The organism is Geodermatophilaceae bacterium NBWT11 (assembly GCA_014218215.1).
Taxonomy (GTDB): domain Bacteria; phylum Actinomycetota; class Actinomycetes; order Mycobacteriales; family Geodermatophilaceae; genus Klenkia.
In genome coordinates, this window is the sequence record CP043652.1 from 821191 (window position 1) to 836490 (window position 15300).

Genomic DNA, 15300 nt, shown 5'->3' on the forward strand with positions numbered 1-15300 from the left:
CGACGATGACCACCCAGGACGACCCGCAGGACCCGCTCGACCCCCAGGACCTGCAGCGCGCGGTCGAGGAGAAGACCAAGGCCTTCCAGGAGGAGCTCGAGCAGGCCGAGCGCGACCGGCCGAGCAACCCGGGCCAGGGCATCACCGCCGTCCCGGTCATCGCGCCGGCCCCGATCGCCGAGCCCGGCAACCCCTCGGCACCCTCGGCCCCCCAGCCCGAGGCCCCGGACGGCGACCCGGCCGAGGTCTCGCACCCCGAGCCGCGCGAGGACGGCCGGCAGGCCGGCACGGGCGGTGACTCCCCGGCCGAGACCACCGAGATCAGCCCGGCCTCCACCAGCCCGGACGTGGACGACGCCCCGGCTGCCGAGCCCACCTCGCTGGCGTCCGCGGGACGCACCCGCACCCCCCCGCCCCCGGTCAGCACCCCGCCGGTGCCGGTCGGTGAGGACGAGCCGGGTCGGCACGCCGCCGTGATCGGCACGCCGGCGGCTCCCGCCGGCGGTGCGACGGTCTACGACACCCCCGAGCAGGCCCCGCCGGTCGAGCTGGCCCCGGTCAGCGACCCGCAGCCGGGCACCGGCACCTCGGTCGACGGGGAGGCCCTGCGGGCCGTGGTCGAGGGCTGGTCGCACGACCCGCACGGCCTGCTCGGCGCTCACCAGGCCGGTACCGGCTGGGCGGTGCGCACGCTGCGCCCGGACGCGGTGTCCGTCGCCGTCCTCGACGAGGACGGCAGCCGGTACGAGGCCGTCCAGCTGCACGGCGGCGGCGTGTACGAGGCGTCGCTCCCCCGCCAGCCGGGCGACTACCGAGTGGAGGTCGTCTACGGCGACGGGGACGGCGGCACGACCACCGTCACCGCCGACGACCCCTACCGCTGGCTGCCGACCCTGGGCGAGGTCGACCAGCACCTGATCCGCGAGGGTCGGCACGAGCGGCTCTGGGAGGTGCTCGGCGCGCACCTGCGCTCCTACGACACCGCCCGCGGCACCGTCACCGGTGCCTCCTTCGCCGTCTGGGCCCCGAACGCCCGCGGCGTCAAGGTGACCGGCGACTTCGACTGGTGGCAGGCCCGCGCGCTCCCGATGCGCTCGCTGGGCTCCTCCGGCGTGTGGGAGCTGTTCGTCCCCGGCGTCGAGGTCGGCCAGCGCTACCGCTTCCACGTCCTGGGGTCCGACGGGGTCTGGCGGGAGAAGAGCGACCCGATGGCCTTCGCCACCGAGGTCCCGCCCCTGAACGCCTCGGTGGTCACCGAGTCCCGGTACGAGTGGTCCGACGACGCCTGGCTCGCCGACCGCGCCGAGGGCAACTGGCACGAGCGGCCGATCAGCGCCTACGAGGTGCACGTCGCGTCGTGGAAGCAGGGCCTGTCCTACCGCCAGCTCGCCGACGAGCTCGTCGAGTACGCGGTGCACGCCGGCTTCACCCACCTGGAGTTCATGCCGGTCGCCGAGCACCCCTTCGGCGGTTCCTGGGGCTACCAGGTCACCTCCTACTTCGCGCCCTCGGCCCGCTTCGGCGTCCCCGACGACTTCCGCTATCTGGTCGACAAGGCCCACCAGGCCGGCCTCGGCGTGCTCATCGACTGGGTGCCCGCGCACTTCCCCAAGGACGAGTGGGCGCTGGGCCGCTTCGACGGCACCTCGCTCTACGAGCACGGCGACCCCCAGCGCGGCGAGCAGCTGGACTGGGGCACCTACGTCTTCGACTTCGGCCGGTCCGAGGTCCGCAACTTCCTGGTCGCCAACGCCCTCTACTGGCTCAAGGAGTTCCACGTCGACGGCCTGCGCGTGGACGCCGTGGCCTCGATGCTCTACCTGGACTACTCCCGCGAAGAGGGCCAGTGGACGCCCAACGTGCACGGCGGCCGGGAGAACCTCGAGGCCGTGGCGTTCCTGCAGGAGATGAACGCGACGGTCTACCGCGAGGTCCCCGGGGTCATGACCATCGCCGAGGAGTCGACCGCGTGGCCGGGCGTCACCCGGCCCACGTACCTGGGCGGCCTGGGCTTCGGCTTCAAGTGGAACATGGGCTGGATGCACGACTCGCTCGGCTACGTCGAGAAGCAGCCGGTGCACCGCGTCTACCACCACAACCAGCTGACCTTCTCCCTGGTCTACGCCTACAGCGAGAACTACGTGCTGCCGATCAGCCACGACGAGGTCGTGTACGGCAAGGGCTCCCTGCTGCGGAAGATGCCCGGGGACCGCTGGCAGCAGCTGGCCAACCTGCGGGCCTACCTGGCCTACATGTGGGCCCACCCGGGCAAGCAGCTGCTCTTCATGGGCCAGGAGTTCGCCCAGGACGGCGAGTGGGCCGAGTCCCGGTCGCTGGACTGGTGGCACCTCGACGACCCGGCGCACCGGGGGGTGCTGTCGCTGGTGTCGGACCTGAACGGCCGGTACACCGAGAACGAGGCGCTCTGGAGCCAGGACGTCGACCCGGCCGGCTTCCAGTGGATCGACGCCAACGACGCGGCGGGCAACGTGCTGAGCTTCCTGCGCTACGGCAAGGGCGGGCAGGCACTGGCGTGCGTGGCGAACTTCGCCGGGCAGCCGCACGAGGGCTACCGCATCGGGCTGCCGCGGGGCGGGCGCTGGCGTGAGGTGCTGAACACCGACGCCGAGGCCTACGGCGGTTCCGGGGTCGGCAACCTGGGCGGTGTGGACGCCGTCGCCGAGCCGTGGCACGGCCAGCCCTTCTCGGCGACGCTCTCCGCGCCGCCGCTGGGCACCGTCTGGTTCCTGCACGAGGACTGAGCACCTGCGCCCACGGCCCGCCCTCCCGTCCGGACGGCGGGCCGTGGCACGTCCCGGGTTCCCCCACCCGGGTGTCCTGGCACCGCGCCTCGATGCGGGCCGGGGGCGACTCGGCCATGATGGGCGGGCCGCCCGGCCCCCTGCCGGTCCGACGAGAACGGGGAACCATGTCCACGTCGTCCCGCCCGGTGGGCGCCGCTGTCGGCGGTCTGACCCTGGCGCTCGTCCTGTCGGGCTGCGCCGCGTCGATCGTCCCCGGTCAGGCCTCCTCCGCCGAGCCCGCGGTCGTGGACGTGTCCCAGGCCGAGTTCGAGATCTACGGCGCCGGCGACGGCCCGGCCGACGTCACCGCCCGCAACGCCTTCGCCGACCTGAACACCTTCTGGGGGCAGGTCTACCCCGAGGTCTACGGCGAGGACTTCCCCCAGCTCACCGGCGGGTACTTCTCGGTCGACCCGGGTGACTTCGACCCCTCGCAGTACCCGAACGGCGACGAGCTCCCCTGCGGCGCGGGCCCGGCCGACGTGGAGCAGAACGCCTTCTACTGCCCCCCGGAGGCCCCCGAGGGCGACGCGATCGCCTACGACCGGGTCTTCATGCAGGAGCTCTACGACACCTACGGGCGGTTCCTGCCCGCGCTGGTCATGGCGCACGAGTTCGGCCACGCCATCCAGGGCCGCGAGGGCTACCCGGCCGACGACACCTCGATCAACACCGAGACCCAGGCCGACTGCTTCGCCGGCGCCTGGACCCGCTGGGTCTCCGAGGGCAACGCCGCGCACGAGACCATCCGGGCACCCGACCTCGACGACCTGCTCCGCGGGTACATCGTCGTCCGCGACCCGGTGGGCACCGGCGTCGAGGAGGACGGCGCCCACGGCTCCTACTTCGACCGGGTGTCGGCCATCCAGCAGGGCTTCGACGGCGGGGTCGCCTCCTGCCGCGACGGCTTCGAGGACGACCGACGGTTCACCCAGGGCGAGTTCCAGACCGACGAGGAGGCCCAGTCCGGCGGCAACGCCTCCCCCGAGGAGGTCACCAGCCTGATCGAGTCCGCGCTCCCGGAGTACTACGAGGACTCCTTCCCCGAGGACCTCGGCGCCGACTTCAGCGCGCCCACCATCGAGGCGTTCGAGGGCACCGCCCCGGAGTGCGAGGGCGTCTCCCCCGACGCGAACGTCTACTACTGCGCCGCCGACGACACCGTCGGGTACGACACCGTCGACCTGGCCGACCCGGCCTACAGCGACATCGGGGACTACGCCGTGCTGACCGCGGTCGCCATCCCCTACGGCCTGGCGGCCCGGGAGCAGCGTGGGCTGTCCACCGACGACCAGGACGCGATCCGGTCGGCGGCCTGCCAGGCCGGCGCGTTCTCCGGTGCGGTGCTGAACGCCGAGGTCCCCAGCATCACCATCTCCCCCGGGGACTTCGACGAGGCCGTGCAGTTCCTGCTGACCTACGGCACCGACCGGACGGTGTTCCCCGACGTCGGGCTCAGCGGGTTCCAGCTCGTCGACGTCTTCCGCACCGGCTACCTGCAGGGCCTCACCAGCTGCGGGCTGTGAGGCCCCGCCCGCTCAGAAGAGCGCGGCGGACAGCTGGCGGCGAGCGGCCCCCACCCGGGGGTCCTCGTCGCCGACCACGCTGAACAGCTCGACCAGGTGCACCCGGGCTGCGTCCCGGTCCTCACCGGCGGTGCGACGGACGACGTCCAGCAGCCGGGCGAAGGCCCCGTCGACGTCCCCGGTGCCCAGCAGGAAGTCCGCGGCCCGGGTCTGCGCGGCCACGTCGTCGGGGGCGGCGTCGGCCTCGGCCAGCGCGTTCGGGCCGGCCTCCTCGGCCCGCCGGAACAGCTGCACCTGCTTGATCGCCAGCGAGGCGACCGGGTGCGCGGGCTCGGCGTCGAGGACCTGCTGGTAGGCGGCCTCGGCAGCAGCCAGGTCGCCACGGTCCAGCGCCGCCTCGGCGGCGTCCAGGCGGGGGTCCTCGGGCTCCTCGGGCTCAGTGCCCTCGGCACCCTCAGGCAGCCCGCCACCGGTGGTGGCGCCGACCAGCTCGGTGACGAACTGGCGGGCCTGGTCCTCGGGGATGGCGCCGGTGAACTCGGCGACCAGCTGGCCCTGCCAGACCGCCTTGACCGCGGGGATGCCCTGCACCTTGAGGCCCTGGGCCAGGTTGGGGTTGGCGTCCACGTCGACCTTGGCCAGCACCCACGCGCCGCCACCCTCGACGGCGAGCTTCTCCAGCACAGGGGAGAGCTGCTTGCAGGGCCCGCACCACTCGGCCCACAGGTCCAGCACGACCGGGACCTGGAAGGAACGGTCGATCACCTCGGTCTGGAAGGTGGCCTCGTCGACGTCGACCACGGCACCGCCGGGGGCGCCGGCCGGGGCGGTCGCACTCGGCGGCGGGGCGGCCGCGGCGCGGGCGGCAGCGTCCGAGCGGGCCTTCACCGCGGCCAGGTCGACGGCACCGGCCAGCGAGGCGGCCATCTGCGCCTGCTGCGCCGCGGCGCGCGGGTCGGAGGACGGACCGGGGCGGGCGGGGCGGTTCGGCTGCATCCCCCGATCATCCCACCGCCGGGTCGGCCACGCCGAGGGCCGCCCACCCTGGTGACACCGGTCACCCCAGAACCGCTCCAGCCCCCGGTTGTGCGCCTCTGACCTGCACGGGAGCACCGACCGGGAGGGCTCCCGGCGGGTTTGCGGTCCTCCCCCCGCGTCTGTCTACGGTGTGGCTCGCCGTCCCCGGTAACCGCCACCCGCACCGGGTCGCACCGGGACGGCACCGCCGGTCGAGCCGGAGGGCCCGTGGGGCTGCCGTCGAGCGCCCCTGCCCCTGCTCCTCTCCCCCGGACCGCCCGTCCGTGGCGTGCCCGTGAGGACCGGCGGTCGATGCGAGGAAGGGAGTGCCGCCCGATGGCGACCACCGACCCCACCCAGTCCTGCTCCCCCCGGCCGCTGCTCGGGCGCCTGAGCCGCGTCGTCGTCACCGGCGCCGCTGCGGCCGCCCTGTCCGTCGGCGTGCTGCCCGGCGTCGCCTCGGCCCAGACCGCCGCACCGGCGGCCGCGACGGCCGCCGTCGCCGCCACCCCCTCCCCCGTGGCCCAGGCCGCCGCCGAGACCGCGCTGGCCGAGGTGGGCAAGGGCTACGCCTACGGCGGCAACGGTCCCGCGTCCTTCGACTGCTCCGGCCTGACCACCGCTGCGTTCGCCGCGCACGGTGTGGCGCTGCCGCGCACCAGCAGCGCCCAGGCGCAGGTCGGCCACTTCGTGTCCCGGGCCGACCTGATCCCGGGTGACCTCGTCTTCTACTACTCCCCGGTCAGCCACGTCGGGGTCTACGTCGGCAACGGCCAGATCGTGAACGCGCTCAACTCGAGCACCGGCGTGACCGTCAGCAGCGTGGACATGGCCGGCTACACCACGGCCCGCCGCGTCGCGTAGCCCCGCGTCTCCCGGGCCCCTGCCCTCCGGTCCCCGCCCGATGTGACATCGAGCGGTGTCGGGCCCTCTCGTCACCGCTCGTTGTCACATCCGGGGCCCGCGGGTGCAGGGGCCAGGGCTGTGGACGGCGGGAGCGGGCGGCGGCCCCGGTACTCGACGATGCGTCGGTGCCCCCCACCCCGGCCTGTCCACCCCGACTGCGCGCCACCGTCTTCCGCGGGTCGGAGGCCGTCGCCCGCGGTGACCTGACCCGGGCACAGCTGCGGTCCCGGGCCTTCCACAGGCTCTTCCGCGACGTCCACGCCGGGCCCGACGTCGTCCGGACACACCAGCTGCGCACGGAGGCAGCCGCGCGGCTGCTGCTGCCCGGTGCCGTCGCGACCGGGCGGAGCGCCGCCGTCCTGTGGGGCGTCGACCTGGCCGGCCCGGACGACGACGTCGAGCTGACGCTGCCACCCGGCTGCACCTCCGGACGGGTCCAGGGCATCCAGGTCCGACGCAGGAGCCTGCCGCCGACCGACGTGGTCGTGCGGCACCGGGTCCCGGTGACGTCTCTCCTGCGCACTGGTCTCGACCTGGCCGTCGCCGCTCCTCGGGACGAGGCCGTAGTGCTGGTGGACCGCTTCCTGGCCGGCGTCCCCGTGACGGCGTCCGAGCTGCTGGCGGCAGCCGCGGCCGACGCGGCGCGGGGGGCCCGCCAGGCCGAGGTCGTGGTCCGGTTGGCCGACGGTCTGGCCGGGTCCCCGCAGGAGACCCTGCTGCGCCTGCTGCTGCACCGATCCCGGCTCCCCCGGCCGGTGGCCCAGTTCCGCGTGGTGCACGGCAGGCGGGAGGTCGCCCGGGTCGACTTCGGGTGGCCCGAGCAACGGGTCGCCGTGGAGTACGACGGGCTGTGGCACGGCGACCCGACCCAGTTCCGCCGGGACCGGGCCCGGTTGAACCGGCTCACGGCAGCCGGGTGGCGGGTCGTCTTCGTCACCGCCGGCGACCTCCGGAACCCGAAGGCCCTGATCGCCCGGATCGAGCGAGAGCTGCGCCGCTCGATGTGACTCCTTGCAGCATCAGCACCGTGGGATGCCGCTCGATGTCACATCGAGCGCCCCTGGAGCGCCCCCGGAGCGCCCCTGGAGCGGGGTCAGGACGGGAGGGCGGGCTTCAGGCGGGGGACGTCGCGGACGCCGAAGACGCGCTTGAGGGCGACCCGGGCGGCGTTGTCGCCGCACATCCCGTGCACGGCCGGGCCGGGCGGGGTGGCCGCCGAGGCGAGGAAGACGTTGTCGATGGGCGTCCGGTAGGTGTTCCAGCGGGGCACCGGGCGGGCGAGCATCTGGCGCAGCGAGGCCTCGCCGTTGGAGATGTCCCCGCCGACGTCGTTGGGGTTCCACTGCTCCATCTGCGGCGCCGTCATCGTCGCCCGGGCCAGGATCGTGTCCCGGAACCCCGGGGCGAAGCGCTCGACCTGGGCCTCGATCTGCTCGGTCATGTCCACCGTCGAGCCGTGCGGCACGTGCACGTAGGCCCAGAACACGTGCTTGCCCTCCGGCGCCCGGGTCGGGTCGACCACGGTGGGCTGCACGGCCAGCACGTACGGCTTGTCGGTGATCCGACCGGCCGCGGGCGCAGCCTCGCCGGCGATCGTCTCGGCGAGGGTGCCGGCCACGTGCAGCGTGCCGGCCCGGCGGACGTCGGGGTGCGTCCACGGCACCGGGTCCGACAGTGCCCAGTCGATCTTGAAGACCCCGGGCCCGTGCTTGTAGCGGGTCACCCAGCGGGCGTAACCGGGGTGCATCCGGTCGCCGGCCATCGCCACGAAGGCGCCGGGCGAGGTGTCCAGCAGCACCGCGGGGACGCCGTCGAACTCGCGCAGGTCGGTGACCTCGTGGCCGAGCTCGACCGAGCCGCCCTGCTGCTCCAGGGCGGTGACCATGGCGTCGGCCATCTTCTGGGTGCCGCCCTCGGGCAGCGGCCAGCCGCGGTGGTGGGCCAGCATCGACAGCACCATCCCGAGGCCGGCGGTGAGCGGCCGGGTGAGGTCGAGCATCCCGTGCGCCGCCGCCCCGCCGAGCAGCGCCTGCGCCTGGTCGCCGTCGAAGGCCTTGCGGGCCAGCCAGCTGACGTTGGGCAACGCGTTGAGCGCGAAGCGGGTGATCGCCGGGATGCTGCGGGTGGGGAGCCGGCGGAACGCCGAGGACAGGAAGAAGTCGATGACGTCGGTGCCGTGCTCCACCAGCTCGCCGAACAGCATCCGGTAGGCGTCGCCGTCGGCGCCCAGCCCGGCGGCGGTCTGCTCCAGCGAGCGGTACGCCAGCGCGGCGCGGCCCCCGTCCAGGGGGTGGGCGTAGGCCACCTCGGGGTGCAGCATCCGCACGCCGCGGGACTCCCAGTCGAACTCCCGGAAGAACGGCGAGGCCACGCCCATCGGGTGCACCGCGGAGCAGATGTCGTGCTGGAACCCGGGGAGGGTGACCTCCTCGGTGCGCATCCCGCCGCCGGGCCGGTCGCCCCGCTCGACGACCTGCACCCGCAGGCCCGCGGCCGACAGGCGCAGGGCCGCGGCCAGTCCGTTCGGGCCGGCTCCGACGACGACGGCGTCCGGCTTCGAGGTCATGGGCGCCAGTCTGCCCCGCTGCGCGTCAGAGCCGCCCGACGAGCTCGTCGGCGGCCGCGTACGGGTCCAGCTCGCCGGCCACCACCCGGTCGGCGAGCGCGTCGATGGCGGCCGCACCGCCCACGTCGCCCATCCGACGGCGCAGCTCGCCGACGGCGATCGCCTCGACCTCCCGGGCGGCCCGCACCCGACGTCGGCGCACCCCCTCGCCCGAGGAGGCCAGCCAGCCGCGGTGGTCCTCGACCGCGGCCAGCACCTCGTCGATCCCCTCGTCCCGGGCCGCCACGGTCCGCAGCACCGGCGGCGTCCAGCCCGACGCGGGCGCCATCGTCAGCATCGAGCGCAGCTCGCGGGCGGTGCGGTCGGCGCCGTCCCGGTCGGCCTTGTTGACCACCAGCACGTCGGCGACCTCCAGGATGCCGGCCTTGGCCGCCTGCACCCCGTCGCCCATCCCGGGCGCGACCAGCACCAGCGTGGTGTCGGCCAGCGAGGCCACCTCCAGCTCGGACTGACCCACCCCCACGGTCTCCACGACGACGACGTCGCAGCCCGCCGCGTCCAGCACCCGCAGCGCCTGCGGGGTGGCCCAGGACAGCCCGCCCAGGTGGCCGCGGGAGGCCATCGACCGGACGTACACCCCGGGGTCCTCGGCGTGGACGCCCATCCGGACCCGGTCCCCGAGCAGGGCACCACCGGAGAACGGCGAGGACGGGTCGACGGCCAGCACCCCGACCCGCTTGCCGGCCACCCGCAGACCGGTCACCAGCGCCGTCGTCGACGTGGACTTGCCCACGCCGGGCGGGCCGGTGACCCCCAGCACCTGGGCGTTGCCGGTGTGCGGGGCCAGGGCGGCAGCGACCTCGCGCAGCAGGGGGCTCTCCTGCTCGACCAGCGAGATCAGCCGGGCCACCGACCGGGGGTCGCCGTCCCGGGCGCCGGTGACGAGCGCACCGACGTCCGGGGAGCGGCGTCCCACGCTCAGGCGGCGGGCACGTGCAGGACCAGGGCGTCGCCCTGGCCGCCGCCGCCGCACAGCGCGGCAGCACCGACGCCGCCGCCGCGGCGCCTGAGCTCCAGCGCGAGGTGCAGGGCGATCCGGGCGCCGCTCATGCCCACCGGGTGGCCCAGCGCGATGGCCCCGCCGTTGACGTTGACGCGCTCCGGGTCGAGGCCCAGCTCCCGGGTGGAGACGATGCCGACCGCGGCGAAGGCCTCGTTGATCTCGACGAGGTCCAGGTCGGTCGGGTCGATGCCCTCGCGGGCGCAGGCCGCGGCGATCGCCCGGGAGGGCTGCTGCTGCAGCGAGGCGTCCGGGCCGGCGACGACGCCGTGCGCGCCGATCTCGGCCAGCACGGTGAGCCCGAGCTCGGCGGCCTTGGCCGCGCTCATCACCACGACCGCGGCGGCACCGTCGGAGATCTGCGAGGCCGTGCCGGCGGTGATCGTGCCGTCCTTCGCGAACGCCGGCTTGAGCCGACCCAGGGACTCCGTCGTGGTGTCGGCGCGGATGCCCTCGTCCTCGCGGAACTCGATCGGGTCGCCCTTCCGCTGCGGGATGGAGACGGTCACGATCTCGTCGTCGAACAGGCCGTTCTTGTGGGCCGCCGCCGCGCGCTGGTGGCTGGCCGCACCGAAGGCGTCCTGCTCCTCGCGGGTGAGGGAGTACTGCGCGTTGTGCTGCTCGGTGAGCACGCCCATGGCGACCTGGTCGAAGGTGTCCGACAGCCCGTCGTGGCTCATCGAGTCCACCAGCGCGGTGTCGCCGAACTTCGTGCCCGAGCGGGAGTTCGCCAGCAGGTGTGGGGCCTGGGTCATCGACTCCATGCCCCCGGCGACGACGACGTCGAACTCACCGGCGCGGATCAGCTGGTCGGCCAGCGCGATCGCGTCCAGCCCGGACAGGCAGACCTTGTTCAGGGTGAAGGAGGGCACCGACATCGGGATGCCGCCGGCGACCGCGGCCGGACGGGCCGGGTTCTGGCCGGCGCCGGCCCCGATGACCTGGCCCATGATCACGTAGTCGACCTGGTCGCCGGTGATGCCGGCCTTCTCCAGGGCGCCCTTGATGGCGACGCCGCCCAGGTCGGCTGCCGAGAAGTCCTTGAGCGAGCCGAGCAGTCGACCCATCGGGGTGCGGGCGCCTCCGACGATGACGGAACGGTTCTTGGCTGCGGGTCGGGTCATGCGGGCCTCCACTCGGTCCGGCCACCCTCGTTGGCAGCCTCGTCCGGTCTCCGAGGATAGGGCGGGCCGGGGTGCAGGTGCCGGGTGTACGTGCCCGGCAGACGGGTAGTGCACAACCGACTTCGTCCCGAGACCCAGGAGGAACACCATGGCCACGCTGACCGTCGGCACCGAGAACAGCGCACCGATCGACCTCTACTACGAGGACCACGGCTCCGGCCGTCCGGTCGTGCTGATCCACGGCTGGCCGCTGTCGGGGAAGTCGTGGGAGGCCCAGGTCCCCGCGCTGGTCGAGGCCGGCCACCGCGTGGTCACCTACGACCGCCGCGGCTTCGGCGAGTCGTCCAAGCCGTTCGAGGGCTACGACTACGACACCTTCGCCGCCGACCTGGACGCGCTGCTCACCCACCTCGACCTGACCGACGTCACCCTGGTCGGCTTCTCGATGGGTGGCGGTGAGGTGGTCCGCTACGTCTCCCGCTACGGCACCGACCGCATCCACTCGGCCGTGCTCGCCGCCGCCGTCCCGCCGTACCTCTACAAGACCGACGACAACCCCGACGGCGGGCTGGACGACGCCACCATCGAGTCCTTCCAGGCCGGCGTCACCGGTGACCGGTTCGCCTTCCTCGAGGACTTCACCGAGAACTTCTTCGCCGCCGGCGACAAGGGCGACCTGGTGAGCTCGGCGCAGAAGGCCTTCGCCCGGCAGATCGCCAACGTGGCCTCCCCCAAGGGCACGCTGGACTGCATCACCGCCTTCGGCCGCACCGACTTCCGCGGCGACGTCGCGAAGATGACCGTGCCGACCCTGGTCATCCACGGCGACAGCGACGGGGTCGTCCCCTTCGAGGTCTCCGGCAAGCGCTCCGCGGAGCTGATCGAGGGCGCCGAGCTGGTCGTCATCGAGGGCGGCCCGCACGGCATCAACGCCAGCCACCCGCAGGAGTTCAACACCGCGCTCGTCCAGTTCCTGGCCAAGTAGGAGCCCCCACCGGTGCCCGTCGTCCCCCCGGGGCGGCGGGCACCGCTGTGTCCAGGGTCACCGCCTCCCGGGGCTGCCCGCGACGCCGGTGCGCGGCAGCATGCGCCCATGAGCGTCGACGAAGCCGCCAGCCCCACCGGCCTGCCCACCGAGCTGTTCACCACGATCGACCACGTGGGGATCGCCGTCCCCGACCTGGACGAGGCGATCGCCTTCTACGACCGGGCCTTCGGCATCCGGTCGGTGCACGAGGAGACCAACGAGGAGCAGGGCGTCCGCGAGGCGATGCTCGCCGTCGGCGACGGCCAGACCCGCATCCAGCTCCTGGCCCCCCTGACGCCGGAGTCCACGATCGCGAAGTTCATCGGGCGGTCCGGGCCGGGTCTGCAGCAGCTGGCCTTCCGGGTCGCGGACCTGGACGCGGTCAGTGCCGTGCTGCGTGAGCGTGGCCTGCGCCTGCTCTACGACCAGGCCCGACGGGGCACCTCGGGCAGCCGGGTCAACTTCGTGCACCCCAAGGACGCCGGGGGCGTGCTCGTCGAGCTCGTCGAGCCGGCCGCACACCACTGATCACTACTCGCCAGTAACATCCGACAACGCACCACCCGCTCCTCCGAGCCAACGACGACCCGGGAGACACACGTGAACGAGATCAGGGACGCGATCCTGTCCGACCACCTCAGCGACATCGGGGGGCTGGCCGTGCCGGACTCCTACCGAGCGGTGCTGGTGCGCAAGGACGAGCAGGACATGTTCGAGGGCCTGCCCACCAAGGAGAAGGACCCACGGAAGTCCCTCCACGTGGAGGAGGTGGCCACCCCCGAGCTCGGGCCCGGCGAGGCGATCGTCGCCGTGATGGCCAGCTCGGTGAACTACAACACCGTGTGGACGTCGATCTTCGAGCCGGTGAGCACGTTCGGGTTCCTGGCCCGCTACGGCAAGCTCTCCGAGCTCACGAAGAAGCACGACCTGCCCTACCACGTGGTGGGCTCGGACCTGGCCGGCGTCGTGCTGCAGGTGGGCCCCGGGGTGAACCGGTGGAAGGCCGGCGACGAGGTGGTCGCGCACTGTCTGTCCGTGGAGCTGGAGGACCCGGCCGGCCACGACGACACGATGATGGACCCGCAGCAGCGGATCTGGGGCTTCGAGACCAACTTCGGCGGTCTGGCCGAGCTCGCGCTGGTCAAGAGCAACCAGCTCATGCCCAAGCCCGCCCACCTCACCTGGGAGGAGGCGGCCGCCCCGGGGCTGGTCAACTCCACGGCCTACCGCCAGCTGGTGAGCCACAACGGCGCGAACATGAAGCAGGGCGACACCGTCCTGATCTGGGGCGCCTCGGGCGGGCTGGGCTCCTACGCCACCCAGATGGCCCTCAACGGCGGCGCCATCCCGGTCTGCGTGGTCTCCAGCCCGGAGAAGGCCGAGATCGTCCGGAGGATGGGCGCGGACCTGGTGATCGACCGCTCGGCCGAGGGCTACGCCTTCTGGAAGGACGAGGCCACCCAGGACCAGAAGGAGTGGCAGCGGCTGGGCAAGAAGATCCGGGAGCTCACCGGCGGCGACGACCCCGACATCGTCTTCGAGCACCCGGGCCGGGAGACCTTCGGCGCCAGCGTCTACGTGGCCAAGAAGGGCGGCACGATCGTCACCTGCGCCTCGACCAGCGGCTACATGCACGAGTACGACAACCGGTACCTCTGGATGAACCTCAAGCGGATCATCGGCTCGCACTTCGCCAACTACCGCGAGGCGTGGGAGGCCAACCGGCTCATCGACAAGGGCCTGATCCACCCCACGCTGTCCAAGGTCTACGGCATGGACGACGTCGGCCAGGCCGCCCTCGACGTCCACCGCAACGCCCACCAGGGCAAGGTCGGCGTGCTCACCCTGGCCCCCGAGGAGGGGCTCGGCGTGCGCGACGAGGCCAAGCGGGCCCAGCACCTGGACGCGATCAACCGCTTCCGCGGACTGTGAAGGAAGGACCCCGTCGCCCCCCACCACGTGCTCCGCACGCGGCGGGACCCGGCGACGGGGCCGTTCCATCGGGCTCGTCTTCTGCGAGGATCAGGTCATGAGCGACCCCCGCCCCGACCTGCTGCCGCTCCGCGAGGCCACCTACTCCTTCGAGGTGGTCCGCAAGGGCTACGACCGCGACCAGGTGGCCGAGGCCATCGAACGCCTGGACGCCGACCTGCGCGTCACGATGGCCGACCGGGACGCCGCCGCGACCCGCTCGTCGGACCTGGCCGCCCAGCTCTCGGCGCTGCACCAGGAGATGGAGGGCCTGCGACGCAAGGCCGCGAGTGCCGGGGCGCCCACCTTCGAGAACATGGGCGAGCGCATCTCGCACATGCTGCGGCTGGCCGAGGAGGAGGCCGCGGAGATCCGCCGGTCCGCCCAGGAGGAGGCCGATCAGGTCCGCGAGCGCATCGCCGCCGACGACCAGACCGCCCGGCAACGGCACGCCGCCGCCGAGGCCGAGGTCCAGCGACTGGTCGGCGAGGCCCGCCAGCAGGCCGAGCAGGCCACCACCGAGGCCCGGACCGCCGCGGAGGAGCAGCTGACCGCAGCCCAGGAGCGGGTCGCCCGCCTCGACGCCGAGTCCCAGGCCCGGCGGACCAAGATCGAGGAGGACTTCGAGATCGCCCAGCGGTCGCGCCGCACCGAGGCCGCGCGCCTGGAGGAGGAGCGGGACCGCGGCTCGCAGCAGGCCGCCGAGCAGCGGGTGGCCGCCGCCCAGGAGCACGCGGCCGGCCTCGTCGCCGACGCCGAGGCGCAGGCGGCCTCCATCCGCCGGGTGCGGGAGGAGCTGACCTCCCGGTTGCACGAGGTGCGGACCCTGCTCGCGAAGCTCCCGGACCTGGGCGACCGCCCCGACCCGCAGGCCCCGGAGTCGCCCCGGCAGCAGCCCGCCCCGACGCCCCAGCAGGGCCAGCCGGCCCCCGCCGGCGCAGCGCAGGCCGGCGCCGGCCGTCCGTCCGCCCCGGCGGCGCCGGCGTCGACCGGCTCCACGGCCGCCTCGGCGACCCCGCCGGCCACGCCGGCCACCACCACGGACGACGACGGCGGCCCCTCGACCGCCGTGCAGCCCGCCGTCCGGGACGTCCCGGCCACCGGCAGCCAGCCGGTGCAGCAGGGGACCCGTCGCTGACCTGCCCGAGGGCCCCGCACGGGGCGACCAGCACGGTCCACCACCGCCCGTCCGCCCCTCCGGCAGGCGGGCGGTCGGCGTTCCCGGGCTGGCCTCTGCTCACCCAGCGTGGCAAGATCAACACGGAGACCGACCCGTCTCGCTGGTGCTGACGGGTCCCG

At 73.8% G+C, this 15300-nt stretch carries 12 protein-coding genes; 8 read left to right on the forward strand and 4 right to left on the reverse strand.

The genetic code is table 11. From position 1 onward, the window contains the following. The first annotated feature begins 5 nt into the window (after positions 1-5). Positions 6-2762 (forward strand): 1,4-alpha-glucan branching protein GlgB, encoded by a 2757-nt coding sequence (gene glgB / locus F1C76_03860; protein QNG35841.1) that lies wholly within the window; start codon positions 6-8, stop codon positions 2760-2762. A 167-nt stretch (positions 2763-2929) separates the two neighbouring features. After that, positions 2930-4330 (forward strand): hypothetical protein, encoded by a 1401-nt coding sequence (locus F1C76_03865; GenBank protein QNG35842.1) that lies wholly within the window; start codon positions 2930-2932, stop codon positions 4328-4330. Positions 4331-4342: 12 nt separating this feature from the next. Here the strand turns inward: F1C76_03865 and F1C76_03870 are convergent, their stop codons facing one another. After that, the gene (locus F1C76_03870) at positions 4343-5326 is read right to left on the reverse strand and encodes a tetratricopeptide repeat protein (GenBank protein QNG35843.1); all 984 of its coding nucleotides are present in this window, start codon (positions 5324-5326) and stop codon (positions 4343-4345) included. A 333-nt stretch (positions 5327-5659) separates the two neighbouring features. Between F1C76_03870 and F1C76_03875 the strand changes: the two genes are divergently transcribed. Both F1C76_03875 and F1C76_03880 read left to right on the forward strand, forming a co-directional pair. Beyond that, complete coding sequence (locus F1C76_03875) at positions 5660-6211, forward strand: hypothetical protein (protein ID QNG35844.1); 552 nt, start codon at positions 5660-5662, stop codon at positions 6209-6211. 167 nt (positions 6212-6378) lie between these two features. After that, positions 6379-7260, forward strand: a complete 882-nt coding sequence (locus tag F1C76_03880) for a hypothetical protein (GenBank protein QNG35845.1) — start codon at positions 6379-6381, stop codon at positions 7258-7260. Positions 7261-7346: 86 nt separating this feature from the next. On the opposite strand, the gene F1C76_03885 is transcribed toward F1C76_03880, so the two are convergent. From F1C76_03885 to F1C76_03895, 3 genes are read right to left on the reverse strand one after another with little or no spacing between them, the layout of a single operon-like run. After that, the gene (locus F1C76_03885; protein QNG35846.1) at positions 7347-8819 is read right to left on the reverse strand and encodes an NAD(P)/FAD-dependent oxidoreductase; all 1473 of its coding nucleotides are present in this window, start codon (positions 8817-8819) and stop codon (positions 7347-7349) included. 25 nt (positions 8820-8844) lie between these two features. Then, positions 8845-9795, reverse strand: a complete 951-nt coding sequence (meaB, locus tag F1C76_03890; protein QNG35847.1) for a methylmalonyl Co-A mutase-associated GTPase MeaB — start codon at positions 9793-9795, stop codon at positions 8845-8847. A 2-nt stretch (positions 9796-9797) separates the two neighbouring features. Continuing rightward, positions 9798-11003 carry an acetyl-CoA C-acetyltransferase gene (locus tag F1C76_03895; GenBank protein ID QNG35848.1) on the reverse strand — a complete coding sequence of 402 codons (1206 nt, stop codon included), beginning with the start codon at positions 11001-11003 and terminating at the stop codon, positions 9798-9800. Between the two features lie 148 nt (positions 11004-11151). On the opposite strand from F1C76_03895, the gene F1C76_03900 reads away from it, so the two are divergent. The 4 genes from F1C76_03900 (at position 11152) to F1C76_03915 (ending at position 15139) form a co-directional block, all read left to right on the forward strand. Continuing rightward, a complete protein-coding gene (locus F1C76_03900) occupies positions 11152-11988 on the forward strand; it encodes an alpha/beta hydrolase (protein ID QNG35849.1) in 837 nt (278 codons plus the stop codon). A gap of 108 nt (positions 11989-12096) precedes the next feature. Further along, a complete protein-coding gene (gene mce / locus F1C76_03905) occupies positions 12097-12558 on the forward strand; it encodes a methylmalonyl-CoA epimerase (GenBank protein ID QNG35850.1) in 462 nt (153 codons plus the stop codon). A gap of 72 nt (positions 12559-12630) precedes the next feature. After that, entirely contained in the window at positions 12631-13962 is a 1332-nt protein-coding gene (ccrA, locus tag F1C76_03910; protein ID QNG35851.1) for a crotonyl-CoA carboxylase/reductase, read from the forward strand. 97 nt (positions 13963-14059) lie between these two features. Further along, the gene (locus tag F1C76_03915; protein ID QNG35852.1) at positions 14060-15139 is read left to right on the forward strand and encodes a hypothetical protein; all 1080 of its coding nucleotides are present in this window, start codon (positions 14060-14062) and stop codon (positions 15137-15139) included. Positions 15140-15300: the final 161 nt, after the last annotated feature.

Excerpts from the sequence above, each read along its gene's own strand:
- F1C76_03900 (QNG35849.1), top strand. The coding sequence starts at position 11,152 with ATGGCCACGCTGACCGTCGGCACCGAGAACAGCGCACCGATCGACCTC.
- F1C76_03915 (QNG35852.1), top strand. The coding sequence starts at position 14,060 with ATGAGCGACCCCCGCCCCGACCTGCTGCCGCTCCGCGAGGCCACCTAC.
- mce (QNG35850.1), top strand. The coding sequence starts at position 12,097 with ATGAGCGTCGACGAAGCCGCCAGCCCCACCGGCCTGCCCACCGAGCTG.
- F1C76_03885 (QNG35846.1), bottom strand. The coding sequence starts at position 8,819 with ATGACCTCGAAGCCGGACGCCGTCGTCGTCGGAGCCGGCCCGAACGGA.
- F1C76_03870 (QNG35843.1), bottom strand. The coding sequence starts at position 5,326 with ATGCAGCCGAACCGCCCCGCCCGCCCCGGTCCGTCCTCCGACCCGCGC.
- F1C76_03895 (QNG35848.1), bottom strand. The coding sequence starts at position 11,003 with ATGACCCGACCCGCAGCCAAGAACCGTTCCGTCATCGTCGGAGGCGCC.
- glgB (QNG35841.1), top strand. The coding sequence starts at position 6 with ATGACCACCCAGGACGACCCGCAGGACCCGCTCGACCCCCAGGACCTG.
- F1C76_03865 (QNG35842.1), top strand. The coding sequence starts at position 2,930 with ATGTCCACGTCGTCCCGCCCGGTGGGCGCCGCTGTCGGCGGTCTGACC.
- F1C76_03875 (QNG35844.1), top strand. The coding sequence starts at position 5,660 with ATGCGAGGAAGGGAGTGCCGCCCGATGGCGACCACCGACCCCACCCAG.